At 37.4% G+C, this 22,748-nt stretch carries 26 protein-coding genes and 1 pseudogene; 7 read left to right on the top strand and 20 right to left on the bottom strand.

Translation table 11 applies throughout. The features are described from left to right. Window positions 1-25 precede the first annotated feature (25 nt). Window positions 26-1,150: a GPR endopeptidase gene (gene gpr / locus C1726_RS18530; RefSeq protein ID WP_102274503.1), complete on the bottom strand. Its 1,125-nt coding sequence runs from the start codon at window positions 1,148-1,150 to the stop codon at window positions 26-28. A gap of 270 nt (window positions 1,151-1,420) precedes the next feature. On the opposite strand from gpr, the gene rpsT reads away from it, so the two are divergent. Then, on the top strand, window positions 1,421-1,687 hold the full coding sequence (gene rpsT, locus C1726_RS18525) for a 30S ribosomal protein S20 (RefSeq protein ID WP_102274502.1): 267 nt from the start codon (window positions 1,421-1,423) through the stop codon (window positions 1,685-1,687). Window positions 1,688-1,922: 235 nt separating this feature from the next. Here the strand turns inward: rpsT and holA are convergent, their stop codons facing one another. After that, entirely contained in the window at window positions 1,923-2,954 is a 1,032-nt protein-coding gene (gene holA / locus C1726_RS18520) for a DNA polymerase III subunit delta (protein ID WP_102274501.1), read from the bottom strand. A 470-nt stretch (window positions 2,955-3,424) separates the two neighbouring features. Between holA and C1726_RS18515 the strand changes: the two genes are divergently transcribed. After that, window positions 3,425-3,559, top strand: a complete 135-nt coding sequence (locus C1726_RS18515) for a YqzM family protein (protein WP_075209192.1) — start codon at window positions 3,425-3,427, stop codon at window positions 3,557-3,559. A 143-nt stretch (window positions 3,560-3,702) separates the two neighbouring features. Here C1726_RS18515 and C1726_RS18510 read toward each other — a convergent pair whose 3' ends face one another. The 3 genes and pseudogenes from C1726_RS18510 to C1726_RS18500 all read right to left on the bottom strand — a co-directional run bounded on the left by C1726_RS18510 (window position 3,703) and on the right by C1726_RS18500 (window position 7,293). Next, complete coding sequence (locus tag C1726_RS18510) at window positions 3,703-6,033, bottom strand: DNA internalization-related competence protein ComEC/Rec2 (protein WP_235822800.1); 2,331 nt, start codon at window positions 6,031-6,033, stop codon at window positions 3,703-3,705. Between the two features lie 87 nt (window positions 6,034-6,120). After that, window positions 6,121-6,573: pseudogene (locus C1726_RS18505) on the bottom strand (ComE operon protein 2); the annotation flags it as partial. A gap of 96 nt (window positions 6,574-6,669) precedes the next feature. Beyond that, complete coding sequence (locus C1726_RS18500) at window positions 6,670-7,293, bottom strand: helix-hairpin-helix domain-containing protein (RefSeq protein WP_102274499.1); 624 nt, start codon at window positions 7,291-7,293, stop codon at window positions 6,670-6,672. Between the two features lie 86 nt (window positions 7,294-7,379). Between C1726_RS18500 and comER the strand changes: the two genes are divergently transcribed. Beyond that, window positions 7,380-8,204, top strand: coding sequence for a late competence protein ComER (gene comER, locus C1726_RS18495; protein WP_102274498.1), 825 nt, complete (start codon window positions 7,380-7,382; stop codon window positions 8,202-8,204). Between the two features lie 93 nt (window positions 8,205-8,297). On the opposite strand, the gene C1726_RS18490 is transcribed toward comER, so the two are convergent. The 8 genes from C1726_RS18490 to C1726_RS18455 are packed head-to-tail and all read right to left on the bottom strand — an operon-like array spanning window position 8,298 to window position 13,366. Continuing rightward, complete coding sequence (locus tag C1726_RS18490) at window positions 8,298-9,044, bottom strand: class I SAM-dependent DNA methyltransferase (protein WP_102274497.1); 747 nt, start codon at window positions 9,042-9,044, stop codon at window positions 8,298-8,300. Continuing rightward, a complete protein-coding gene (gene rsfS, locus C1726_RS18485) occupies window positions 9,041-9,397 on the bottom strand; it encodes a ribosome silencing factor (RefSeq protein ID WP_102274496.1) in 357 nt (118 codons plus the stop codon). The genes C1726_RS18490 and rsfS overlap by 4 nt, the downstream gene beginning before the upstream one ends. Window positions 9,398-9,401: 4 nt before the next feature. Beyond that, the gene (gene yqeK / locus C1726_RS18480; RefSeq protein WP_102274495.1) at window positions 9,402-9,968 is read right to left on the bottom strand and encodes a bis(5'-nucleosyl)-tetraphosphatase (symmetrical) YqeK; all 567 of its coding nucleotides are present in this window, start codon (window positions 9,966-9,968) and stop codon (window positions 9,402-9,404) included. Then, window positions 9,958-10,527, bottom strand: a complete 570-nt coding sequence (locus tag C1726_RS18475) for a nicotinate-nucleotide adenylyltransferase (protein ID WP_102274494.1) — start codon at window positions 10,525-10,527, stop codon at window positions 9,958-9,960. Before C1726_RS18475 ends, yqeK begins: the two co-directional genes overlap by 11 nt. Before the next feature lie 23 nt (window positions 10,528-10,550). Further along, window positions 10,551-10,847 (bottom strand): ribosome assembly RNA-binding protein YhbY, encoded by a 297-nt coding sequence (gene yhbY / locus C1726_RS18470; RefSeq protein ID WP_102274493.1) that lies wholly within the window; start codon window positions 10,845-10,847, stop codon window positions 10,551-10,553. A gap of 5 nt (window positions 10,848-10,852) precedes the next feature. Beyond that, a complete protein-coding gene (aroE, locus tag C1726_RS18465) occupies window positions 10,853-11,683 on the bottom strand; it encodes a shikimate dehydrogenase (protein WP_102274492.1) in 831 nt (276 codons plus the stop codon). Between the two features lie 60 nt (window positions 11,684-11,743). Next, a complete protein-coding gene (yqeH, locus tag C1726_RS18460; RefSeq protein ID WP_102274491.1) occupies window positions 11,744-12,847 on the bottom strand; it encodes a ribosome biogenesis GTPase YqeH in 1,104 nt (367 codons plus the stop codon). A 3-nt stretch (window positions 12,848-12,850) separates the two neighbouring features. Further along, window positions 12,851-13,366, bottom strand: a complete 516-nt coding sequence (locus tag C1726_RS18455; protein WP_102274490.1) for a YqeG family HAD IIIA-type phosphatase — start codon at window positions 13,364-13,366, stop codon at window positions 12,851-12,853. A 518-nt stretch (window positions 13,367-13,884) separates the two neighbouring features. On the opposite strand from C1726_RS18455, the gene C1726_RS18450 reads away from it, so the two are divergent. Then, window positions 13,885-14,025 carry a sporulation histidine kinase inhibitor Sda gene (locus tag C1726_RS18450; protein ID WP_057764887.1) on the top strand — a complete coding sequence of 47 codons (141 nt, stop codon included), beginning with the start codon at window positions 13,885-13,887 and terminating at the stop codon, window positions 14,023-14,025. A gap of 32 nt (window positions 14,026-14,057) precedes the next feature. Here C1726_RS18450 and C1726_RS18445 read toward each other — a convergent pair whose 3' ends face one another. Then, complete coding sequence (locus C1726_RS18445) at window positions 14,058-14,855, bottom strand: phosphatidylserine decarboxylase (protein WP_102274489.1); 798 nt, start codon at window positions 14,853-14,855, stop codon at window positions 14,058-14,060. Window positions 14,856-15,008: 153 nt separating this feature from the next. Between C1726_RS18445 and pssA the strand changes: the two genes are divergently transcribed. Next, window positions 15,009-15,548, top strand: coding sequence for a CDP-diacylglycerol--serine O-phosphatidyltransferase (gene pssA / locus C1726_RS18440; protein WP_102274488.1), 540 nt, complete (start codon window positions 15,009-15,011; stop codon window positions 15,546-15,548). Between the two features lie 40 nt (window positions 15,549-15,588). On the opposite strand, the gene C1726_RS18435 is transcribed toward pssA, so the two are convergent. Continuing rightward, window positions 15,589-17,385: a M3 family oligoendopeptidase gene (locus C1726_RS18435; RefSeq protein ID WP_102274487.1), complete on the bottom strand. Its 1,797-nt coding sequence runs from the start codon at window positions 17,383-17,385 to the stop codon at window positions 15,589-15,591. Window positions 17,386-17,603: 218 nt separating this feature from the next. Next, on the bottom strand, window positions 17,604-17,753 hold the full coding sequence (locus C1726_RS26285) for a hypothetical protein (RefSeq protein WP_180968240.1): 150 nt from the start codon (window positions 17,751-17,753) through the stop codon (window positions 17,604-17,606). Window positions 17,754-17,922: 169 nt separating this feature from the next. On the opposite strand from C1726_RS26285, the gene C1726_RS18430 reads away from it, so the two are divergent. Further along, the gene (locus C1726_RS18430; protein ID WP_102274486.1) at window positions 17,923-18,894 is read left to right on the top strand and encodes a F510_1955 family glycosylhydrolase; all 972 of its coding nucleotides are present in this window, start codon (window positions 17,923-17,925) and stop codon (window positions 18,892-18,894) included. Between the two features lie 43 nt (window positions 18,895-18,937). Here the strand turns inward: C1726_RS18430 and C1726_RS18425 are convergent, their stop codons facing one another. The 3 genes from C1726_RS18425 to sigK form a co-directional block, all read right to left on the bottom strand. Further along, window positions 18,938-19,267 carry an antibiotic biosynthesis monooxygenase family protein gene (locus C1726_RS18425; RefSeq protein ID WP_102274485.1) on the bottom strand — a complete coding sequence of 110 codons (330 nt, stop codon included), beginning with the start codon at window positions 19,265-19,267 and terminating at the stop codon, window positions 18,938-18,940. 87 nt (window positions 19,268-19,354) lie between these two features. After that, complete coding sequence (locus C1726_RS18420) at window positions 19,355-20,593, bottom strand: CPBP family intramembrane glutamic endopeptidase (protein ID WP_102274484.1); 1,239 nt, start codon at window positions 20,591-20,593, stop codon at window positions 19,355-19,357. A 220-nt stretch (window positions 20,594-20,813) separates the two neighbouring features. Beyond that, window positions 20,814-21,530, bottom strand: coding sequence for an RNA polymerase sporulation sigma factor SigK (gene sigK / locus C1726_RS18415; RefSeq protein WP_102274483.1), 717 nt, complete (start codon window positions 21,528-21,530; stop codon window positions 20,814-20,816). Window positions 21,531-21,710: 180 nt separating this feature from the next. Here sigK and C1726_RS26280 point away from each other — a divergent pair, with 180 nt between their 5' ends. Further along, window positions 21,711-21,872, top strand: a complete 162-nt coding sequence (locus tag C1726_RS26280) for a hypothetical protein (RefSeq protein WP_180968239.1) — start codon at window positions 21,711-21,713, stop codon at window positions 21,870-21,872. A 465-nt stretch (window positions 21,873-22,337) separates the two neighbouring features. Here C1726_RS26280 and C1726_RS18410 read toward each other — a convergent pair whose 3' ends face one another. Further along, window positions 22,338-22,478 (bottom strand): YrzI family small protein, encoded by a 141-nt coding sequence (locus C1726_RS18410; protein ID WP_102274482.1) that lies wholly within the window; start codon window positions 22,476-22,478, stop codon window positions 22,338-22,340. Window positions 22,479-22,748 lie beyond the last annotated feature (270 nt).

The raw sequence follows: 22,748 nt of genomic DNA, 5'->3' as shown, positions 1-22,748 counted from the left end.
ACAACGGACCTGTCCCCATGTTCCATTATCTTGTATAGAAGCCTGCATTTTCCTGCCTTACATTGCTGTGCAATGCTGCATTTAGTCCATTGGCAATTAGATTTGCCATGTCTTCGATAAAAACGTCTACCTCTTTTGGCGTCACCATGAGGTTATGCCCTATAGGAGCAAGTACCTCATATATTAATTTCCTCTTTTCATCTTCTGGCAGCGTCCCTATCATGCCTAAAAATGTCTTTCGCTGCTCTTCCTCCGGCAAATCTTCCTCTGTGAGCTTTTTTCTTTTTCCAAACGTCATACCAGCTGGCGCCAAAGCTCTTGATGGCCGGTCCCCTTCCTTAAGCTCCTTGCCAAAATGCTTCAGAATAAAATCAATGGTATCGCTCGTGATTGAAACGGCATCAACTACTGTCGGCACTCCAATTGCAACAACTGGAATTCCTAAAGTTTCCTTGCTTATCTCTTTTCGTTTATTTCCAACCCCCGAACCAGGATGAATCCCTGTATCAGAAATTTGAATCGTTGAATTTACACGCTCAATAGATCTAGATGCTAAGGCATCGATAGCTATTACAAAATCTGGTTTTGTCTTTTCGACAATGCCAAAAATGATATCACTTGTTTCAATTCCGGTTAATCCCATGACTCCTGGGGCGATCGCACTTACTGGACGATACCCTTCTTCCACACTTTCTGGCTGCAGCTGATAAAGATGACGGGTTACGAGCAAGTTTTCACAAACCTGTGGTCCAAGTGCGTCAGGTGTTACATTCCAATTCCCCAAACCAACGACCAAACATGACGCATCATCCTTTATTCCAAGCTGCTTTATAAACTGGGAAAATTCCCTAGCGAAAATTTCAGCTACTTTTTGCTGCATTACCGTATCCTGCTGCCGAATTCCAACAGCCTCCAGCGTTAAATATCGCCCCTCTTTTTTCCCAATTGCAGATGCTCCTTCCTTCGTTACCTCAACAAAGGAAATCTTTATATCTTCCTCTTCTTTTTCTTTAATGATAACTCCTTCAATTTGTGAAAGATCTTCCTGATCATGTACATGCTTCCCTTGATCTGCTATGGCCATTTCACGTGCTTCAATTGCAAGATCAGTTCTGACAGCATATTTGCTTAAATCTATTTGTTCCAAGATGATCCCCTCGCATTCTTCTCTTAAGCCGTCAAAAGACAGGACTTTCTTTTATCTTTTCCGCTTATATGGAAAAACATTCATTAAATGGCAGGCAAACCTTTCATTCCGTACTCTCACCTTGAGAGTTCAACTTATCAAAATAGACGAAGAGTATTGCAAAAGAACGGAGTGTTTGATAAAATATCACTTGTTCTTAATATTTGATTGTTAATGAATGATGTGAAAGTCGAGTTAATATAATCTCGATGCTTTTTGTAGGAGGTGAATGGAATGCCAAACATTAAATCTGCTATTAAGCGTGTAAAAACTAGTGAAGCGCGTAACGCTCATAATGCGACTGTTAAATCTTCTATGCGTACAGCTGTGAAAAAAGTTGAAGCTGCAATCGTTACTAACGATGCTGCTGCTGCAAAAGAAACTTTTGCTGATGCTGCTCGTAAGCTAGACAAAGCTGCTGCAAAAGGTCTAATCCACAAAAATGCTGCTGCTCGTAAAAAATCTCGTTTAACAAAAAAAATGAACGCTTTAAACGCTTAAGTTTAAAGAATAACGGCTATCATTCATTGATAGCCTTTTATTTTACACGAAAAGCGGTAGCGCCATGATCATCTCCGTATAAACGCAGGGGGGCCGGACCGAGATAAAGGAAACACGAAGAGCGGTAGTGATTCGATGTTGACTTATCGGAGAGAGAGGACCTGAAGTTTGATAGGCGATAGGCGCTGTCGCTAGACACTGCAAAAATAGGCTGACTAAGTTTAACTTAGCCAGCCTATTTTTTGTATGCATGATCATGTAATCGAAATAGAAACATTTCAATTAACATTACTTTATTCATTCCGCCAGTTTTCATTTGATAATCCGCTTCTGCTAATAAGTTTATTATATGGGCAAGCTCTTCATCAGCAAAAAGCCTGGCTTGTCCAGCAGCAAGCTTAATTCGAAATGGATGGATTTTTAAATGACCAGCAATTTGCTGTTGGCCGTATCCTCTTCGTGCAAGCTCTTTCACTTGATAAATAAGCCTAAACTGACCTGTTATTAGCGAAAGGATTTTAATAGGCTCTTCATTCTGCTTCAATAAATCATAATAGATCCTTAATGCCCCTTCTACTTGTCTGTTCACTATTTTATCAATTAGAGAAAAAATATTTTGCTCCAATGATCGGGCAACAAGCTTTTCTACGGTAGCTTCATCAATTTCTGATCCAGAACCAACGTATAGTGCAAGCTTGTCTACCTCGCTAGTAAGTGTAAATAAATTTGTGCCTGCAAGTGTAAGCAGCATTTCCGTTGCTTTATCGTCAATTTCTACTCCATTTAAGGCAGACCGCTCTTTTATCCAAGCCTTCAATTCAGCTTCACTCAGCTTCTTTGCTTCTAATACTGCAGCATTTCTTTTTAATTCCTTTGTCACTTTTTTCCGTTCATCTAATTTTTCATATGGAGCAGTAAAGACAACAATGGAGTAGGGAGAAGGTTCCTTTAGATAGGCTTCTAGCTTTGCAAGGTTATGCTCGACTTTCTCCTTTGTTTTACCCGAGGTAAGAAATACCGGGTTCTGCAAAAAAATTAATCTTTTTTCTCCCATAAACGGAAACGTTTCTGCATCCTCTAACGCTACATCAATGGGGGTTTCCTCTAAATCATAAGAGGAAAGGTTAAAATCAATCTCCTCCTCATTTAATAGATGGCTGATCAGCAGCTGTTTCGTCTCATTAATAAGAAATGCTTCCGGACCATATATTAAATATAATGAAGAATACTTCTTTGCTTTAATTTGTTTCCAAAGATCAAAAATCACTAGCCTTCGCTCCGTTCACATTAGGATTACCTAATCTAATCCTAATGAAGCTTAGGGCGTTTGACAAGTAGTAAGAAAAGTGGAGGCGACTGCTCTGTCCCGACAAGCATATAGACGAGCTGGATGGAAGGCTGTTCTTTACCCTCTTGCAAGCTTGGCTTATGACCTCAAGGGGATAGGCGCTGTAGCTAGACATTCTCCAATCCCAAAGATATAAATTCTGATAATATAAAAAAATACAAAAGGAATTGACACATTGCTATAAATGTCAATTCCTCCATCTATATAGAACGTCGAAACAAGAGGCCTAGGATACTCTTGTCACGACGGTGCACCAATGTAATACTATTCTTTCCTCACATTCTTTACTTATTTGTGACAACTCTTGTCACAAGTGGAAAAGCGGCGAGGAACGCTAGATTTTTTCATTCTAATGCCTTATACTATATAGGAAATAGGAGGGGTAGACTGTGAACGAATTTGAAAAAGACGTCCAATATAAGCAGAATGATGCCATTGACTCTGGAATTGGATTCATCGTATCTTTCGGCTTCTTCGCAACTGTGTTTATTATTGCAACAGTCATTAAAGTAATCGGATCTTAATGACTACATAGAAAGAAAAGCGGAAGGTGCTAGGTATTGGCTTAGACCAAAGAGCTGATGGCACCTGAAGCTAGACAGTACAAGGATTTATTAGAGGCTGCATTCTTGCAGCCTCTTTCATTTGTCATCTAACTGATATTATCTTATGGGAGCACAGCAGAAAAGGTTCCAGTTTCACCTTTAAAAATATAGGTAATTGCCCCATGCTGATCTGTTCGCAGGATTTTTATCTTTCGTTCATTCAAATTCATCAAAACCTCTTCATCTGGATGGCCATACCGATTATTTTTACCAGCCAAAATGACGGCAAGCTTAGGTTCGAGCTGATCGAGAAACCCTTTAGTTGTTGATGATTTACTGCCATGATGACCAGCCTTAAGGACGTCAATTTTTAATTTATCAAAATGATTAATTAATTGATCTTCACCCTCTTTTTCTAAGTCACCCGTGAAAAGCCAGCTAAGCCCGCCAATTTTTGCATAGAGTACAATTGATCCATTGTTGCGCTCCATTTTCACTCCAGCTTGCGGTGAAACGACATGAAAAATGATTCCTCCAGCTTTCCAGTTATCTCCTGCACATACAAAATCCGAAGGGATTCGTTTCCTTTTTGCCGAAGTTAGCAATTCTTTTTCAAGCTCAGACAGCTCTGTAGTTTTCGGCAACATGATTTCTTTTACATGGAGCTCTTTTATTATAGATAAAGCACCCCCGATATGATCTGCATCCCCATGTGTTAAAATAAGCTTATCAATTGTTCTGATTCCCTTGCTTTTTAAAAATGGGACAACAACGTCTTTTCCAACCTCATATTCCTTCTTTCTTTCCTTCCATTCCTCTGTATTGAATTGAATGGTCCCACCTGCATCAATTAAATAATTCCCCCTTCCAAATGGGAGTTTAATAAAGATGCTATCACCTTGACCAACATCGATAAAAGTAATTTCTCCGTACGGAGATAAACTATTTCCCAATAATTGAACGCACATGATACTGAGTGGAAGAAGCAAAACTTGCACAAAACGTTTGACTCCTTTTATTCGTTCCCATAATGAGAAAAAGGATGGAATACTCCATAAATACAAGAACATGACAAAGACAGAGGGTCTGCCAAATGTAAGCATAGCAAAGGGAACAAGTGATAGCTGAAGAGCGAGGCCATTCATTGCTATGATGAGCGTATTTAATGGGGGAATAAGGAATCCTATCGTTGTACCCAGTAGCAAATGAAGTAGAAATAAAAGAAAAATGGCCGGCAATATAATAAATGAAAATAAAGGAATAAAGATCGTGTTGGCTAAAATAGAAATAAGGGAAACTTCATAAAAGTAATAAAGCATGATGGGGATTGCTGCCAATTGACAAATAAATGATGTTGCCAGCAAAAGGGGGAAAGCCTGGTGGAATCTTTTTAAGAGGATTGGCGCAGAAAGGATGAGGGCAAAGCTGACACTGAATGAAAGCTGAAAACCGACATCATAAATGACATATGGGGTAAGAAAAGTGTATATGAGAAAAACAATGCAAATAATGTCGATTGTATTTATAGCGTGAAAACTCCATTTTTTCAACGATAAGAAGAGTACCATCATGGATACAGCACGAATCACCGAAGGGGCCGCGCCTGTAATTATAGCATAGCAAGGTAAAAACAGTAATAACCCGATTGTCATCCGTTCCCTAGTTATCCCAATGCGAATTCCTAAATAATAAATCATCCCTGCAAGCATACCGACATGAAGACCTGAAATTGCCAATAAATGCACAATGCCAAGTTTCTCGTATGTTTCCAATACACTGGTATCAATATAATCTCGTTCTCCAAAGAGGAGGGCGATTGCTAATGGAGCTGATTCGCTTGGAAAATGGTCCTGTACATATTGTATGCCATTTTCCCTAACTGACTGGAAGAAAGAGAAGGGTGTTTTCTTTTGAGAGGTGCATTGAGACATATTTACTTGATCGGCTTTTAAAATCCAAAAAATTTGATGTCTAATTAAATACTCCTTGTAGTTAAATGCATTCACATTTGTTGCCGTATTTGGTTCTGAAAGTGTGCCTATTACCTTACAAGCTATTCCTGTTTTTAGATTTTCTATAATCCATTTTTTCTCTTCTTCTGTTTTTATCTGATAGGAAATAACGAATTTTTCTTTGCGGAGCAGTTCTTTTCCAACAGCTGACAGACGATCACCATCTATTTTTAAATCCTTCTGGAATAAAATATAGAAATTAGTCTCATCAGCTGTAAATTTAGATTTATTTGCCTTTTCAGCTAGTTCACTCCTAATTAGAAAAAGGAAAAAAATTAAACTAATAAGGAAAAGATATTTTTTCGAAAAAGCTTTAATTTTAAATAAAAATAAAAGCAGAAAAAAGAAAACGATAATAAAGATAACAAAATGCACAAAAGCTGCTAGAATTCCTGCTAGTGCAGTGACAGTGAAATAAATCCAGCTCCCTTTCACTTCCATTATTCTCCTTTTCCCACAAGTAGTTGCGTGAGAACCATCTTTCTAGGCGATGATTCCCACAATTATTCTTCTCTACTTTTCGTTTCTTTGTGAATGAAATTCAATTGAGAACTCATTTCCTTCTACTTGCTCGACCTTTACCCCTGCCATTTCAAAAAGGGTCAATGCATACGGGTGGTTTTTATAATCCTTTGAATAGTATACAGTTTTAATCCCCGCTTGAATGATTGCTTTAGAGCATTGCAGGCATGGGAAATGTGTGACATATATATCTGCCCCGCTTGTTGGCACGCCAAATTTTGCACATTGAAGAATCGCGTTCATTTCCGCATGAATGGTTCTTATGCAATGGTTATCAACCACATAGCAGCCTTCATCAATGCAATGCTCCCCACCTGCAATCGACCCATTATAGCCGCCTGCAATGATCCTCTTATCCCTGACAATCGTTGCACCAACAGATAATCTTGTGCATGTGCTTCTTAATGCTAGCAAATGGCTTTGAGCAATAAAATATTGATTCCAAGATATTCTTTCCATTCATCCCACTCTCCCATATCTCTTTCGACAAATTCTCGTAAAATTCAACCTTACCACCAAGTGTAAGCCCCTATGAAAAATGGGTCAATGGCTTCTTCATTTTACTTTTATTTGTTCTTTTAACTTTTCAAAGCTTTTTTCTCCAATTCCACTAATTAATTTCAAATCCTCTATTACTTTAAATGGGCCATTTTTTTCACGGTAATCAATAATAGCTGCTGCTTTGGCAGGTCCTATACCAGTTAAAGTTTGGAGTTCAGTCTCATCAGCAGTATTAATGTTTACCTTTCCATCCTTTTGATCGGTTCCTCCCATTACCATCGAAACAGATCCTTCCTGCTCTGTCTCCTCACCTTTTTCAGGCACATATATAACCATTTCATCCTCAACTCGTATAGCAAAATTAATCTTCGCCTCATCAGCAGATTCCTTCAAACCGCCAGCCTTGTTAATCATATCAATCACTCGATCTTCAGCTTCAGCTTCATATACACCTGGTTTATTTACAGCCCCTTTCACATCAACAATAACAATTACTTCTACTTCTTCGTCTTCCTCTATTTTCTCGTTCACAGTCCCTTCACTCGTTAGCCATTCCTCCTCCTTGTCAAGCACATTGCTTTCTTCTGCTGCAGGTTTAAGTAAAAAATAAGCTCCTGCAAGAATCACAATGATGCCTCCTAAAGCAACTTGTTTATTGTTTTTTATCCATTCAATCATCTAAACCATCCTTTCTTTTTTAGCATAAAATGCTCGGGAATTTCATATCGTATATGAGTAAGTTTGCTTGTGAAGGGGGGATGAGCATGAACGTTGGAATCATTGGTACAGGAAATATGGGGAGAATACTGGCAGAAGCATTACTTGATGGAAAAGCCGTTTCCCCTTCATCCATGACGATTACAAATCGAACAAGATCCAAAGCATTAGAAATAAAGAAAATGTTCGAGGAAATTTATGTCGGGGAAAATGGAAGAGAAGTGGCTGAACGTTCTTCACTTATCTTTGTTTGTGTAAAGCCACATGATGTCCATAGCGTGATTAGAGACATTTCACCTTACCTGACGAAAGAAAAATGTATTGTTTCTATCACTAGTCCAATAAGTGTTAAACAGTTAGAATCTGTTGCCTTTTGTTCTGTTGCTAGAGTTATTCCAAGTATTACGAATCGTGCCCTTACCGGCGTTTCATTACTATCGTTTGGTGAATGCAGTGATTATTGGAAGAAACAAATACGGAGTCTGTTTGATCGAATTTCAAAACCGATTGAAATTGATGAGAATATTACTCGGGTAGCCTCAGATATCGTGAGCTGCGGACCGGCTTTTTTTAGCTATATAACACAGCGCTTTATTCTTGCAGCAGTAAAAGAAACAGAAATAGACCAGGAAACCGCAACAACACTTGCTGAGGAAATGCTGATAGGAATGGGAGAACTAATGAAAAAAGGCTTTTATACATTGCCAACATTACAGGAAAAGGTATGTGTAAAAGGTGGAATTACTGGTGAAGGGATCAAGGTGCTTGAAAACGAATTAGGAGATGTATTTGAACATGTATTTCAGGCAACTCATACAAAATTCAAAGAGGATCTTGAACTAGTTAAAAAACACTATACCATTCAAACATAAAATTCTACAATCCTCGACTGATTCCTCCTTTTTTTAAAAATTTATTCGAAAAGGCAAGACAGCTATTTAAGCTTGTCTTGCCTTTTCCTTTTTTTATAATTTCCGGCATATAAAGAAAATCCGTTCTGATTGTGTATTTGGTGAAACTGCTTCAAAATCTGCAGTCACTTTGAGCACTTCAAACCCAGAATCCTTAAGCCAATTTCCATACACATCAATCGGAAATGTCCGCTGGAAATGAAGTTCATCATAGCGCTCATATTGACCTGACCTTTGATCAAGAACAAAGAAACTTAAATCATGCTCCACACTATTTGGATGCTCTCCCTGATAGCTATGCCAAATATAGCTGATTTCTTCATCATTTAATGCAAAAGTCTGATTCATAAATATTTGCATAATCTTATGGATCGAATGAACATCAAAGATAAAAAGCCCTTGGTCATCCAAATGATCGTATACACGTGAAAATGTATTCATAACCTCTTGCTCTGACTGCAGGTAATTTAAAGAGTCGCAAAAAATGCCAATTACATCGAATTTCCCAAGCCCTTCAAGCTCAGCCATGTTTTGCTGAAAAAATTGTACGCTCATCGCCTTGTCTGCAGCCTTTCCTTGAGCAACCATCAGCATATCCTCAGAAAGGTCAACACCAGTTACTTCAAAGTCTTCTTCGGCAAATTTAATCGAGAGTTCTCCTGTACCACAAGCAAGATCAAGGAGCCTTTTTCCAGTTATATTATATTTACTTACATGACCCTTTACGAGCTCCACCCATTTATCATAGGGAACATCCTTCATTAATTCATCGTAAAGATAAGCAAACTTTCCATAGGTCATTGGTTAAGCTCGCTCTGAAAACTTTCAATCGGTGCATCGCCCCATAGGCGTTCTAAATTATAATAGCTTCTTTCATCCCGATGGAAAATATGGGCAACAACATCGCCAAAATCAACAAGAATCCATCTTGCTTCATCAAAGCCTTCCATCCTTTTAACAAAATAACCCAATTCCTCAGCCTTTTCCTTCATTTCCTTGGCGATTGCTTGAACCTGCTTATCAGAATTACCATGGCAAATAAGAAAATAATCTGCGATTAGAGAAATCCCTTTCATATTCAATGCAACAATTTGTTCTGCTCTTTTGTCATCCGCTGCCTTTACAGTGGTTAATAATAAATCTCTTTCACTCATTCAATCATTCCTCCGAGTTCATAATTAGGTCATTATATGTGTGAAATGTTGCCGGAAAAACTGGCTGCCCCTTTTTCATTAAAAAATTGATCGTATTATAAATCGATTTAATTAATGCAGCATTCAAGCTTTGCTCGGCTAATTCCCGCACTTCTTCTACACCTGGAAAATGCCTGCCTGGTTCAATATAATCAGCTAAATAAACAATCTTCTCTAATAAAGTCATTCCTGCTCTGCCAGAGGTATGGAATCTAATAGCATCCAATATTTCCTCATCTTCAATCCCTGCTTCTTTATGAACAAGAAAAGCCCCTACAGGAGCATGCCAAAGTTCACTATTGAATTGAAGGAGTCTGGCATCCATCTTTTGATCCATAATAATTTGTTTCATTTCCTCTTTTGGACGAAACTTGGCATAATCATGAAAAATAGCTGCAAGCTCTGCTTTTTTTTCATTTGCACCATATTTTTCCGCTAATTTTATCGCTGTTTCCATGACACCAAGCGTATGGTTATAGCGATGCTCTGTTAATTGTTCCTTCACTTTTAATAAGGCGACGTTACGATCCATATAAATGATTCTCCTTAATATAGCTCAATACCGCATCTGGAACAAGATAGCGTATCGTCTTTTTTTCCTTTAAACGGCTGCGGATAAGACTAGAGGAAATACCCATTTCAGGCACTTCCGCATATAGGATTGGATAAAGACTATCATGGCTATAGGATGGTCTTCTTACACCAATAAATTGAATGATTTCTACTAGCTGATTTATATTCTTCCATCTTGGCAAATACTCAATCATATCTGCACCAATAATGAAATAGAATTGATTATCAGGATCGTTTTCCTTAAGGATTTTCATTGTATCAAAAGTATATGAAGGTCCCTTTCTTTCTAGCTCAATCAATTCAATTTTAAAATGAGGATGCCCTTCGGTAGCTAATTTAAGCATATTCACCCGATCTTCATCTTTAACAGCATTTGTCTTTTTTTTATGGGGAGGCTCTTGATTAGGCATAAACCATATTTCATTTAACTGATGTGCATGCAAAACTTCATTTGCAATAATTAAATGGCCGAGATGCGGCGGATCAAAAGTGCCTCCCAATATGCCAATTTTCTTCAAGTGCTCTCCTCCTAATTCCTCTTTTAGTTCTTAGGTAAAACGATTTGTTTATTCTCTCTTGATTGTTTGTAAAGGACAATGATGTTCCCAATAATTTGTACGAGCTCTGCTCTTGTTCCTTTAGCTAATTGCTCTGCAACTGTATGTTTGTCCTCGTCACAGTTTTGAAGAATACTGATTTTCATTAGCTCACGTGCTTCTAGCGCATCGCTTATTTGTTTAATCATGTTATCATTAACCCCGCCTTTACCGACTTGAAAAATCGGGTTCAAGCTGTGAGCCATTGAGCGTAAAAAACGCTTTTGTTTTCCTGTTAACATTTTGCTTATCCTCCCAGTTGGTTGAGTACAATGTTTTTCATGCGTTCGATATTTGGAAAAATGCCTGTCCATTTTTCAAAAGCAAGTGCCCCTTGATAAACAAACATATCTAACCCATTTTGTATTTTTGCACCTTTATTTCTAGCTTCCCTCAAAATTTTCGTTTCAAGCGGATTATATATTATATCACTTACAAGTGCATCAGTCTGTAGTTTATGTAATGAAAGCGGAAGACTATCTATGTTTGGAGCCATCCCCATTGGTGTTGTCTGAATGAGCAAATGATAATCAGAAAGATTTATTTCTGCTTCTTCTTTTCCAATGGCAGCAGAAGGAACATGGAATGGACAATCATTAATTAGTTCTTCTGCCTTTTGGATCGTTCGATTACATATATCTAATCGTTTTACTCCAGCTTGAGCCAATGTAAAATAGATAGCCCTTGCTGCACCGCCTGCCCCTATTATCAGGATGTTTTTCCCTTTTATCGTTGGCCATTGAGTTAATAGACCTTGTAAATACCCGCTGCCATCCGTATTATAACCGACAAACTCCCCATCTTCATTAACAACAGTATTCACTGCCCCAATGGCTTCTGCAAGCGGGTCAAGCTTATCCAAAAGCGGGATAATCGTTTCTTTATGCGGGACGGTAACATTAAACCCAGCTATTCCAATGGCTTTCAAACCAATCAAAGCTTCCTTCAAGCTATCTCGTTTCACATGCAGTGGCTGGTAATGAGCGTCCACTCCATAGGTTTGAAATAAATCATTGTGCATAGCAGGCGACATCGAATGAGCAATTGGATCCCCTATTACAGCAAAAAGCTTTTTCATGCCCCATCCCCCTATATAAACGTCTGTCTAAACTCACCGTTTTTATACTATCTTATGTCTTTAGATTAAAGATTTTCTCACAAGTGCATGAACACCTTTTGGCACATAAGCAGCTACCTTAACACCTGGGTCATTGATTGTAATCCAGCCAAGACCTGAGAAAACAATATCAGTTTTTCCTTCTCTGATTGTAAATTCATGCTTAACTAATTCAGGGAAAGTTCCCATATCGTCCATTCTCGGCGGGGTTAATAATTCACCGGCATGATTTCTATATAACTCATCTGCCTTTTCTAATTTCGTACGGTGGATATTGATCTCATTTGAAAAATGACATACGAAAGATCTGCGCCCGCCTGTCAGATAATCAAATCGAGCAAGACCGCCAAAGAAAAGCGTTTGTCCTTCATTTAGCTGGTACACCTTTGGCTTAATTTCCTTCTTAGGTGTAATGATTTTCAAATCACGCTTATCAACGTAATGAGCCATCTGGTGATGATTAATGATTCCAGGAGTATCGACAAGTGCTTTACCATCAGATAATGGAATTTCGATAATATCTAGAGTTGTTCCCGGGAAATGAGAAGTCGTAATCACATCTCCTTCACCAGTTACTTCTTTTAATATGCGGTTGATAAATGTTGATTTACCTACATTTGTACATCCAACAACATATACGTCTTTTCCTTCACGATATTCATCGATCGCTGCAGCTACTTCACTGATAGACTGTCCCTTTGCCGCACTTACTAGGAAGACTTCCTCCGGACGTAAACCAAGCTCTTTAGCTTCCTGTTTCATCCAATTGATTAGCTTATTCGGCTTTACAGACTTCGGCAGCAAATCAACCTTGTTCCCTACAAGCAAGATTTTATTATTCCCGACGAAACGATGCAATCCCGGCAGCCAGCTGCCGTTAAAATCAAAAATATCAACAATTTTAACAATTAATGCATCACTTTTTCCAATTTCATTTAATATTTTCAGAAAATCATCATCAGTTAAATTAACGTCCTGTACTTCATTGTAATGCTTTAAGCGGAAGCATCGCTGGCAAATAATGTCTTCCTTCTCCAGTGCAGATGCCGGTGCATAGCCGATTGCTTCCCTGTCTTCTGTTTGAATCTTCACACCGCATCCGATGCATGAATATTGTTCACTCACTTATTAATCCTCCCATTGGATCATTCCTTTTTTTCGGAACCAATTTAATATGTGTCTTTCTACTTTTCGATTAAAACGGGTCATAAATCCGTCTGTTTGTGCAACAGGAACAACAAGTATTGTCCGGAATCCACTGCGATTCCCTCCGAGTACGTCAGTTAATAATTGATCGCCAATCACAACGGTTTCTTCCTTTGCAAGCCCCATCTCCCTCAGCGCCCGATTAAATGCTCGTCCTAATGGCTTCCTTGCTGCAGGGATAAACGGAATATTTAACGGGTCTGAAAAAGACCTAACACGGTCCTCATTATTATTTGAAACAATCGTAATTTTCACATTGCTGTGTTTCATTTCTTCAAACCATTTAATTAATTTTGGCGTAGCATTTGGGCGATCCCATTCGACCAATGTATTATCTAAATCAGTAATGATTCCCTTAATACCTTTTTCCTTTAAAAATTCAGGAGTTATTTCAAAAATACTTTTTGCATGCTGATCCGGCAAAAATTGCTTTAACACTATATTCACACCTCAGTTACATTCTAAATTATAATCAATCGTCCATTTTTCTTAACAATCATAACTAATTATAGATGTTCTATCAATTACGAAAAGCGAAAGCGCCTTGTTCAGGGGCGACAAGCATAAGACAAGCCGGCTGGAAGGTTGTTCTTTAACCTTCTGGACGGATTGGCTTAGACCCGAGAGCCCCTAGGCGCTGCAGCTAGACAATACGAAAAGCGAAAGCGCCTAATAAGTATAGTATATCCTTTTTAATGGAAAAATTTTTCGACAATATTCTTCGCACTCCTGCCTGTGGATAACTTTATTCACATGAACCACACCCATTTATATACTTTTCTAAATTTTATAAACAACTTAACCACAAGTTATCCACTAAATACTGTGGATAACAGAACGGTTGTTCTAACCGTTTATTTTTGCTAGAGTAGGAGTACAACATAGAAACTACATTATATGTATGAAGAAGCGTAAATAGAATCAAACTTTTATATTCTTTATGGAGGTGAATGGACATGCGCAAGCTATCGGACGAATTATTAATTGAATCGTATCATAAAGCAAGAGAACTGAAACTAAGTCCCGATTTCATCCGCCTTATAGAAACAGAAATTCACAGACGCTCATTATCTCATAGAATAAAAGTCTCTTCATAAAATATACAAGCCCAAACAGGGCTTTTTCTTTTTTAGTTTACTCTATCCGGAGAGACGTATCCGATACAGTCTCCAACGTTTACATCATACGGCACATGAATGGAAGGCAATGGCTTGAAACTGTTTTTTTCAAAAAGCAGCACGACTGTTGAGCCAAAGGAAAAGTAAGCCATTTCATTCCCTTTTACTAATTCATCCCCTTCATGAATGACTTCGATCGAATTAACAAACATTGCTCCAACCTTCACAATCGATAGAAATCTGCCGCCATCGTGTTTAACCTCTGTAATTTTTCGATAATTTTTTGATAATGAATCTTTTCCGTATTTTAATCCGTATTTATTAACTGGATAGGATTTCCTGCCTAAGGTCCATTGATCAACAATTTTTCCTGACACAGGACTATGGATTCGATGATAATGGCTTGGACTAAGATAAAAAATCATATAATGCCCGCCAGAATACTTTTCGAGCTTCTCATCATTACCTAACATTTCTTTAATAGAATACTTCTTTCCTTTTACAGTGATGATATGGCTTGGCTCAATAATGCCTATATCTTCAATCACAGCATCTACTGGACTGCTAACTGCTTGTGGATTCTGATCTGGCATTCTTGCCCCGGCTTTAAGCTTTCGGGTGAAAAAGTCATGTAAAGTAGGATAGTCTTTAAGTTTTTTTTCCATTTCACTTTCATTAATTTGATACAGCTTCGCAAAGGATGGGATAAAAAAACGACTCACCTTCGAAAGTGCAAATCTTTTCAATACGCTTGAAGTCCATTTTCCATTTGTCAGTTCAATCATCAGTCTATAAAAGGATTGAATCAAAAATTCCGCCTCCATTTTAGTGTAAATTTACTCTTTACGTATAGTCATAAAAGCTATAAAATTAAATACTATTAATTATATCCACAAATAAATACCGTTTAATGAACTTATTTTTAGTATGCGTTTCTTCTAAACAAATGAGGTGTTCCGTGAATGTTTTTATCCGATATACTTGATCAAACGATTAAGAAATTAAAAGCACAGACAGCTAATGTATTAACTTTAGCAAATTTATCACTCGGCGGCTTTGCAATCATTTTTACCTTAAAAGGAAATCTTGAATTAAGTTTGCTGCTTATTTTTATTGCCGCTTTAGCCGATCGGTTTGATGGCATGGTTGCACGCAAGCTTAACATTGAATCGGAGCTGGGCAAGCAATTAGATTCCATGAGTGATATTATATCATTTGGCGTTGCCCCTGCACTATTAATATATCAAGGAATTTTATTTGAATTTGGTGATCCAGGCGCATTTTTCACTATTTTTTACATTGGCTGTGGTGCTTTCCGCCTTGCTCGCTTTAATATTAGCGATAATAATGGATATTTTACAGGTCTTCCGATAACTGCTGCAGGATGTCTTACTACCTTGAGCTACCTTGCTATTCCTTACTTTCCAGCCCAATTTTTCTTATTTATGATGATCATTCTTTCCTTTTTAATGGTCAGTCCGTTTAAGTTAAGAAAAGTATAAAATGATAAAAGCCGCACCCGTGAGTGCGGCTTTTATCATTTTATTTAGCTGTTAGCTTTAAAAACTCTTCTACATCATCTATACATAATTGTACGGCTTTTTCCCAGAAATCTGGCTTCGTTAAATCGACGTTTAAATGCTTCATTGCGAGATCCTCGACGGTCATTGATGCCGTATCCTTTAACAAAGCAATATACTTTTCTTCGTAGCCTTTTCCTTCTTCCAGTGCTTTTGCATAAATGCCGAGCGAGAAAAGGTAGCCAAAAGTATATGGGAAGTTATAAAATGGCACACCTGTAATATAGAAATGCATTTTAGAGCCCCAGAACAATGGATGGTATTCATCAAGTGCATTTCCGTATGCTTCTTTCTGCGCTTCCTCCATCAATAAATTCAATTTTTCTGTACTAACAGTCCCGTTTTTCCTCTCTTCATAGAATCGGGTTTCAAATAAGAACCGAGCGTGAATATTCATTAACAGGGCAACAGAACGCTGCACTTTGTCTTCAAGAAGCGTGATTTTCTCCTGCTCCGTTTTCGCATTTTTTACGGAGGCATCAGATACAATCATTTCTGCTAAGGTTGATGCAGTCTCTGCTACATTCATCGCATAATTGCGATTTAAAAGATGAAGATCTCTCATGGCATATGTGTGAAATCCATGTCCAAGCTCGTGAGCTAACGTCGATATGTTAGATGGTGTTCCAGAATAGGTCATAAATATTCTTGATTGACTGCTTTCAGGGAAATACGTATGGAAGCCCCCTGGTGATTTCCCTGGCCGATCTTCAGCTTCAATCCATTTATCCTCAAAAGCCATTCTAGCAAATGAAGTCATTTCATCACCGAAGTGAGAAAACTGTTCTAAAATAAATTCAGCACCTTCTTGATAGGATACCTTTGATTCTGTTTGATCAATAGGTGCATCTAAATCATACCAGCTTAGCTTTTCTAGTCCGAGAAGCTCTGCCTTCCTATTTAAAAACTTCACAAGCGGCTGTTTATTTTTAGAAATAACATCCCACATTGTGTTAAGTGTTTCTTTTGTCATTCGATTGATATCAAGCGGTTCCTTTAAAACATCCTCCCAGCCGCGCTGTTTATATACATTCAATCTAAAGCCTGCTAAGTGGTTGAGCGTCTTCGATAAATAATCTGATTGCCCTTTCCAAGCCTCTTCCCATTTAGCAAACATTTCTTTTCGAATGGTTCTGTCAGAGCTTGAAAATTTATTAGCAGCTTGACCGACAGATAAGCTCTTTTCCTCTCCATTCTCGCTAAAAGGAATTTTAATATTCCCAACAATTAAATCATAAAGCTGGCTCCAGCTATGGTAGCCATCAACCCCAAGAGCATTAATTAGGTTTTCTTCCTCTTTAGATAGCTTTTCAGCAGCCATTTTCCGTCGTTCAGTAAGAACAAATGCCAATTCCTTAAGACCAGTTGTTTCAACTAATTCTGCCCATACATCAGAATCATAGCTTGTAAGCTTTTCATCAAATAATGTAAGAACGGACATGAAGGCTGCACTCAATTGGGTGATGGCTGCCCGGTGTTCAGCAGCTTTCTTGTCTCCTGTATCCTGAGCCTGTAAACAGCTGACAAAAGCTGCTGCTTCACGCAGCTTTTTCAATACAAATTGAAATTTCTCCATTAAACTTATGATTTCTTCCTGATCAGATATGGTTTTCGTTTGTTCCCAGTTATGTACGCTCGTTTCAAAATCATTTATTCTTTCTTTTGTTTCTTTCAAATGTGTGAGAAATGCTTCGGAAGAACTTCCACCTTTAAAAAAGACATCCAAATCCCATACCGGTGAATATGTAGTTGCAGTCATCCATCTTCCTCCTTATTGTGTTCCCCTCTAAACTAATTACAGCTATATTATAAAGTAACTTTTCGGAAATTTCTATTAATAATAACTGAAAGCGCAAGCAACTTGCTCAGCTCCGTATGGACTTGACTGCCTCAGAATAGTTCTCAAATTTTAAAAATGTTATACTTTTTTGCTCTTGCTCAAACAGAAAGCTTATGCAAGAATAGCATAAGCTTTCATTAACAATTCCCGCTGTAATAAAACCATCCGCCAAAGACGAGCAGTAAAATTAAGAGCACAACCGCGAGAGCTAACCAGAAACCGCCTCCACCATAATAGGGAGCAGGACATGGGGGTGGCGGACAACCGTATGTGTATGGATATGGCATAAACTTCTGCCTCCCTTCTTGTAATAAATTATGTGTGTCATCGGGAACTTGTATAGGCTTATGTGTATATTCAATCCTTTTTTAGGATGTATCCTTTGCTTCTGTCTCCCATTTTCCGTTACTATTGGGGAAGACATATAAGACTATTCAGCAGTTGGAGTGAAAAAGAATGAATGGATTAAAAAAGTTATTTCTGCCATGTATGATTGGATTCTCCCTATTGATGGCAGGCTGTTCGAACGGAGACCAACCGGAAAAAGCACAGCCCAGCAAAAAAAGTGAACCGGTTCAGGTGAGTAAATTTGAAATCCAAAAGGCATCTCCCCAGCGTCTTGAACGCATTAATGGGTTAGGGTATCCGGGAAATGATGAGGGGCTATATATTGCTTCACATCAAGGAGTAAAGATTTTCACAGAAGAGGGCTGGCTTGAAGGATCCTCTCAAAAACATGAATACATGGGTTTTCAGGCAAGTGAGGATGGATTTTATGCGAGCGGCAGTCCAGAAGAAAACTCCGATTTAAAATCACCGCTTGGGTTAGTAAAAAGTGCTGACAAAGGGGCTACACTTGAAAAACTCGCTTTTTACGGGGAAAGCAATTTTCAATTTTTATCAAAAGGCTATGGGACAAATTCGATTTATATAATCAATCAAAAGGAAAATTCAGAGCTTGGGTTAGGCGTCTACCTTTCAGAAGATGACGGAAAATCGTGGAACCCAGTTGCATTAAATGGGTTTGATGCGGATACGCTAGGCATGATTGCTTCGCATCCTACGAACAGCAGCAAGATGGCAATGTCTACTAGAAGCGGCATTTTTATGTCCGAAGATAAAGGGGAAAATATGAAGATGGTAACCGCCCCTTTTATGACGACAGCATTGGCATTTTCGGAAGAAAACCTTTATTTTTCAGCGGTAGAGGATAACAAAGTGCTTTTTTATCGAATGGATATTAATACGAAGCAAGCCGTTCAGCTGGAAATACCTTTCTTAAATTATGATAACCCTGTTACATTTATTGCTGTGAATCCAAAGAATAACGGGACAATTTCCTTTGCGACCTATTTAAACGATGTGTATGAGTCAAATGATGGCGGAAAGAATTGGGATTTAGTATTAAAAAACGGGAAAATAGAATAAAAAGAAAAAATCTCAGGCAAGTAAGTTTAGCCTGAGATTTTTTTTATACTTGCTGCTGAACTGCGTTTTTAACTGCTTTTACTTCATATAATCCGCCTTCAGAACTAACGATATATTCTGGCTTTGGTTTACCAAGGTTTGCCTTGTGTCCAGCGATATGCTCTTCACTCTTCTCCCACTTCTTCCAAAACTCCTCAGACTCCCAGCGAATCATCACTATTACCTCTTCATCCCCTCGGCGGCTTTTCTTCACCATTACCGTGGAATCAATAAAGCCTTCTTGTTTCTCAATAATTCCTTGACCACCAAAGCGGTTAACAACTTGCTCAGAATTTCCTTCAGTTACAAGAATTTTTTTCATTTGGACAAACATTAGATCATCTCCAATTACTAGTAATACCTCTATAGTAATTGATAATGATTTTCAATGTCAACTTTTTGATTTTCAATATATCTAAATTTAAGAGTTACTATGGCCCTTTGTAGGTGTACTATTGTAAACTTTCCTTTTATTAAATTTAGGGAAGCAATCCCATAAAATCAATAATGTGATGACAAAAAGAATGAGTAAAGATTTTGAGTCAGCTAGAAAACCGAGAGGGTATCCACTATTATAAATAGGTGTACTGAAATTCACTAATGTATGAATAAATATAGCTGCATAAATGCTTTTTGTTCGAATATAACAAATCACGAAAAAAACTCCCATTATAAAATAATGGATTAAACCAATAATTATTTCACTTATCGGTAAATCAAAATGTATTAACATTCGCGGAAGATGGGAGAGACTAAAAAGTGATTGGGATAATGCAATGACAAATATAAAATGAAATAATGGCTTTTTATTTATATTGACCGCACAGCATAATGTATAGAATAAGAATCCCCTAAAGACAATCTCTTCATAAAATCCAACGCCAAATAAATCTATAAGTGAAAGAAACCATTCATGCCAAGAGGTAAACCTAAAGTTTTTTAAAGAGTAGGGATAGTCTAAAAATAAGCTTACGAAGATTCCTGCACTTTGAATAAAGATTAAAATAGAAATAAAAACAAAAATCCCCGTCCTCAAATCTTTTTTAGAAAGAATGCCTATGTTCTGTAAAAATTCTTTTAAATTCATTTTCAACGAGAATTTTATAATGAATAGAGCTCCGCACAATGTGACTAGGCTTGTTATCATGTTCCATGGCAGTAAATTGTATATTTCGTTTGAGATAGAAAATACAAATTTGTGTATAAAACTTGGACCAATAAAGACATAAAGTGCAGCACTTATTTCAAAAATAAAAAGTAAAAAAAGTGTAGCCAGCTGCTTAGGTAAAGAACTTGTAAAAGGTTTAAGCTGAAATTCCAAAGTCCTTAGATAATTTACCAATAATATAGAAGCTAATACATTGATTGCAAACAAAAATAAGATTCCTTTTTCAATTTTTACATTCAATATTACTAAAAACTGAAATCCAAAGAAAATAAGATACAGAAGTAAAACAAATATATAAGGATTTTTTCTTTTTAAACTAAAAAAAAGCGAGAAAAATAACAAAAGAACTGCTTGAATTAAAGATGCATATTCATAAAACCGCTGCATAACAGTATTGTTATTTGCAAACAGCGAAGTACAAATACTTCCGATAAATAATAACACTGCAGTAAGGATACAAAATAAAACTAAATTTTTTTTTGAATTATCCATGTTTCCTCCATATCTATTAATCAGCTTGTTCTAATAACTGTATTTTAATTTACATATTTTTCCGAAAACAATCAATGCAGTTCATAGAATGTTCATAATTTTAATCCTTTTCGTTTAAAGTAAATGATTGAACAAAAAAATGACCCCGTCCATGACGTGATCATCTCATACATTATGCCTAATTAATTTTTATTAATAGTTTGTAATACAATTTTATCTGCTAGCTTTTCTTCCGCTTCTCCTTCTCCGCTCTGTAAAACTCGTGAAACATTTTCATCAATGCCCGCTTTTCAATCCGCGATACATAGCTGCGGGATATTCCCAGCTCCTTTGCAATTTCTCTTTGTGTTTTTTCCTTTTTTAAATCAAGACCAAAACGTCCAACAATCACTTCCTTTTCCCTGTCATCAAGCACCCCGATGTATTCCTTTACTTTTTCTAGCTCCATGTTTAATTGGATTGTATTTATGACGTCTTCTGAATCCGATTTAAGGACATCAATAAGGGAAATTTCATTCCCTTCTTTATCTTGGCCAATGGGGTCATGAAGGGAGACATCTTTCTTCGTCTTTTTTAATGCTCGCAAATGCATGAGGATTTCATTTTCTATACAACGAGCCGCGTAAGTCGCAAGCTTCGTCCCTTTTCCTTCAGAATAGCTCTCAATCGCCTTAATTAACCCTATCGTGCCGATGGAGATGAGATCTTCTGCATCCTCACCCGTATTTTCAAATTTTTTAACAATATGAGCGACTAACCGTAAATTGTGTTCAATCAGCATGTTGCGGGCATGTGAATCGCCAGCAGTCATTAGCTGCAAATACTTTTTTTCGTCAGCAGCAGATAACGGTTGAGGAAATGCATTGTTCTTTACATAAGAAACAAGAAAGACAATTTCCTTAACTAAAAACCCGAGTGCTGTTAGAATCCCAGACATTTTTCCACCCCCGCTTTTTCGGTCATTTGCCTATACATAATTCCTATGTAGCATGAGAGTTGTTTTTGTCTGTCCACCCATATATTTTCTTTGGGGAATTATTTCCAAGCACTTTTTTTATGGACAATGCTTACATCCATTCGCTAAAATAAAATGAGTATACTTTGAGGTGGGAAAAACTTGATTAATCGTGTAGTTTTGGCACTCGTTTTTTTTATTGTTGTAGTAGCAAGCCTAGCGGAAATTATTTTCGAAGGCTTTTCATTAAAAACAATTCTCTTATTAATCGCAACGATCATTGTTATTGTATTTTTGTGGATAGGTCCAAAGAAAAGGGATTAACCTCCCACTTAATCTGTATTAACTAGAGACCACTACCAAAAGAGCCATTTACTAAAAAAGGGATTAACCCATCCGGTTAATCCCTTTTTCATTATTTATTCAACAACACTTACATCACAGTAAATAATTAATCCTATGGTTGTGCAAAGTACTAGCCCCATCACAATTGTAAACATGATTTAGCCTCCCTTTAAACTCCCTTATTTATTTTAAATTTACCATAAACACATCGGGTATATTTAAAACAAATATGAACATTTTGTTAAGGAAAGACCATACGATCTAGTCTATGCTTTGTGTTTCTTTTTTCTGAATTCAAGGGTCAACAGCAGTACGTGTAACGACATCAGATCTCCTCCTTACTTAAGCTAGGTGGAATCCTTCTCCACCCATAAGATTGCTTGACGACATTGCATGAAAAGATTCATCTTCAACTACCACCTTTCGTTTGCTATTTTTCAAAAATTAAAAGTGACGATACATTGAGAATTGACGATCACGGTTTTCTTCGTGAATTTTTTTAATCATTTGATTATGAAGTACTTCTTCAACTGAAACATTCCGTTTCTTAATGGTAATTGTAAAAAACAATATGTTTAATGTCATGATGGGCTTCACCTCCTTTAATTAGTCCTTTTAGGGACAAAAAAGCCGCAAAGAGACATAGCTCCTGCGGCATGTTAAATTTGGGCACAAAAATGCCGCAGGAACACGATTCTCCCTGCGGCATGGATAGGCTAAATAAAAATAAATTAAGCGATCCATTCCCTGTAGGTCGAATTCGTTAAATATAAAGCTGCATGTAATTTTCCAGTAACAATCATGTTCATCATCATTTCATCCGACCTCCTTTTCAGAAATTTTTTCACTTACATT

Origin of the sequence: Cytobacillus massiliigabonensis (assembly GCF_900199725.1) — a bacterium.
Classification (GTDB): domain Bacteria; phylum Bacillota; class Bacilli; order Bacillales; family Cytobacillaceae; genus Cytobacillus; species Cytobacillus massiliigabonensis.
Note: the sequence above shows the minus strand (reverse complement) of the source record. Positions and strands in the feature narration are given on the sequence as shown.

What these genes read in the sequence shown, in the direction of transcription:
- rpsT (WP_102274502.1), top strand. Translation starts at nt 1,421, where the DNA reads ATGCCAAACATTAAATCTGCTATTAAGCGTGTAAAAACTAGTGAAGCG.
- C1726_RS18510 (WP_235822800.1), bottom strand. Translation starts at nt 6,033, where the DNA reads ATGGAAGTGAAAGGGAGCTGGATTTATTTCACTGTCACTGCACTAGCA.
- C1726_RS18500 (WP_102274499.1), bottom strand. Translation starts at nt 7,293, where the DNA reads ATGATTGAATGGATAAAAAACAATAAACAAGTTGCTTTAGGAGGCATC.
- comER (WP_102274498.1), top strand. Translation starts at nt 7,380, where the DNA reads ATGAACGTTGGAATCATTGGTACAGGAAATATGGGGAGAATACTGGCA.
- C1726_RS18490 (WP_102274497.1), bottom strand. Translation starts at nt 9,044, where the DNA reads ATGACCTATGGAAAGTTTGCTTATCTTTACGATGAATTAATGAAGGAT.
- rsfS (WP_102274496.1), bottom strand. Translation starts at nt 9,397, where the DNA reads ATGAGTGAAAGAGATTTATTATTAACCACTGTAAAGGCAGCGGATGAC.
- yqeK (WP_102274495.1), bottom strand. Translation starts at nt 9,968, where the DNA reads ATGGATCGTAACGTCGCCTTATTAAAAGTGAAGGAACAATTAACAGAG.
- yhbY (WP_102274493.1), bottom strand. Translation starts at nt 10,847, where the DNA reads ATGTTAACAGGAAAACAAAAGCGTTTTTTACGCTCAATGGCTCACAGC.
- aroE (WP_102274492.1), bottom strand. Translation starts at nt 11,683, where the DNA reads ATGAAAAAGCTTTTTGCTGTAATAGGGGATCCAATTGCTCATTCGATG.
- C1726_RS18450 (WP_057764887.1), top strand. Translation starts at nt 13,885, where the DNA reads ATGCGCAAGCTATCGGACGAATTATTAATTGAATCGTATCATAAAGCA.
- pssA (WP_102274488.1), top strand. Translation starts at nt 15,009, where the DNA reads ATGTTTTTATCCGATATACTTGATCAAACGATTAAGAAATTAAAAGCA.
- C1726_RS18435 (WP_102274487.1), bottom strand. Translation starts at nt 17,385, where the DNA reads ATGACTGCAACTACATATTCACCGGTATGGGATTTGGATGTCTTTTTT.
- C1726_RS26285 (WP_180968240.1), bottom strand. Translation starts at nt 17,753, where the DNA reads ATGCCATATCCATACACATACGGTTGTCCGCCACCCCCATGTCCTGCT.
- C1726_RS18430 (WP_102274486.1), top strand. Translation starts at nt 17,923, where the DNA reads ATGAATGGATTAAAAAAGTTATTTCTGCCATGTATGATTGGATTCTCC.
- C1726_RS18425 (WP_102274485.1), bottom strand. Translation starts at nt 19,267, where the DNA reads ATGTTTGTCCAAATGAAAAAAATTCTTGTAACTGAAGGAAATTCTGAG.
- C1726_RS18420 (WP_102274484.1), bottom strand. Translation starts at nt 20,593, where the DNA reads ATGGATAATTCAAAAAAAAATTTAGTTTTATTTTGTATCCTTACTGCA.
- sigK (WP_102274483.1), bottom strand. Translation starts at nt 21,530, where the DNA reads ATGTCTGGGATTCTAACAGCACTCGGGTTTTTAGTTAAGGAAATTGTC.
- C1726_RS18410 (WP_102274482.1), bottom strand. Translation starts at nt 22,478, where the DNA reads ATGACATTAAACATATTGTTTTTTACAATTACCATTAAGAAACGGAAT.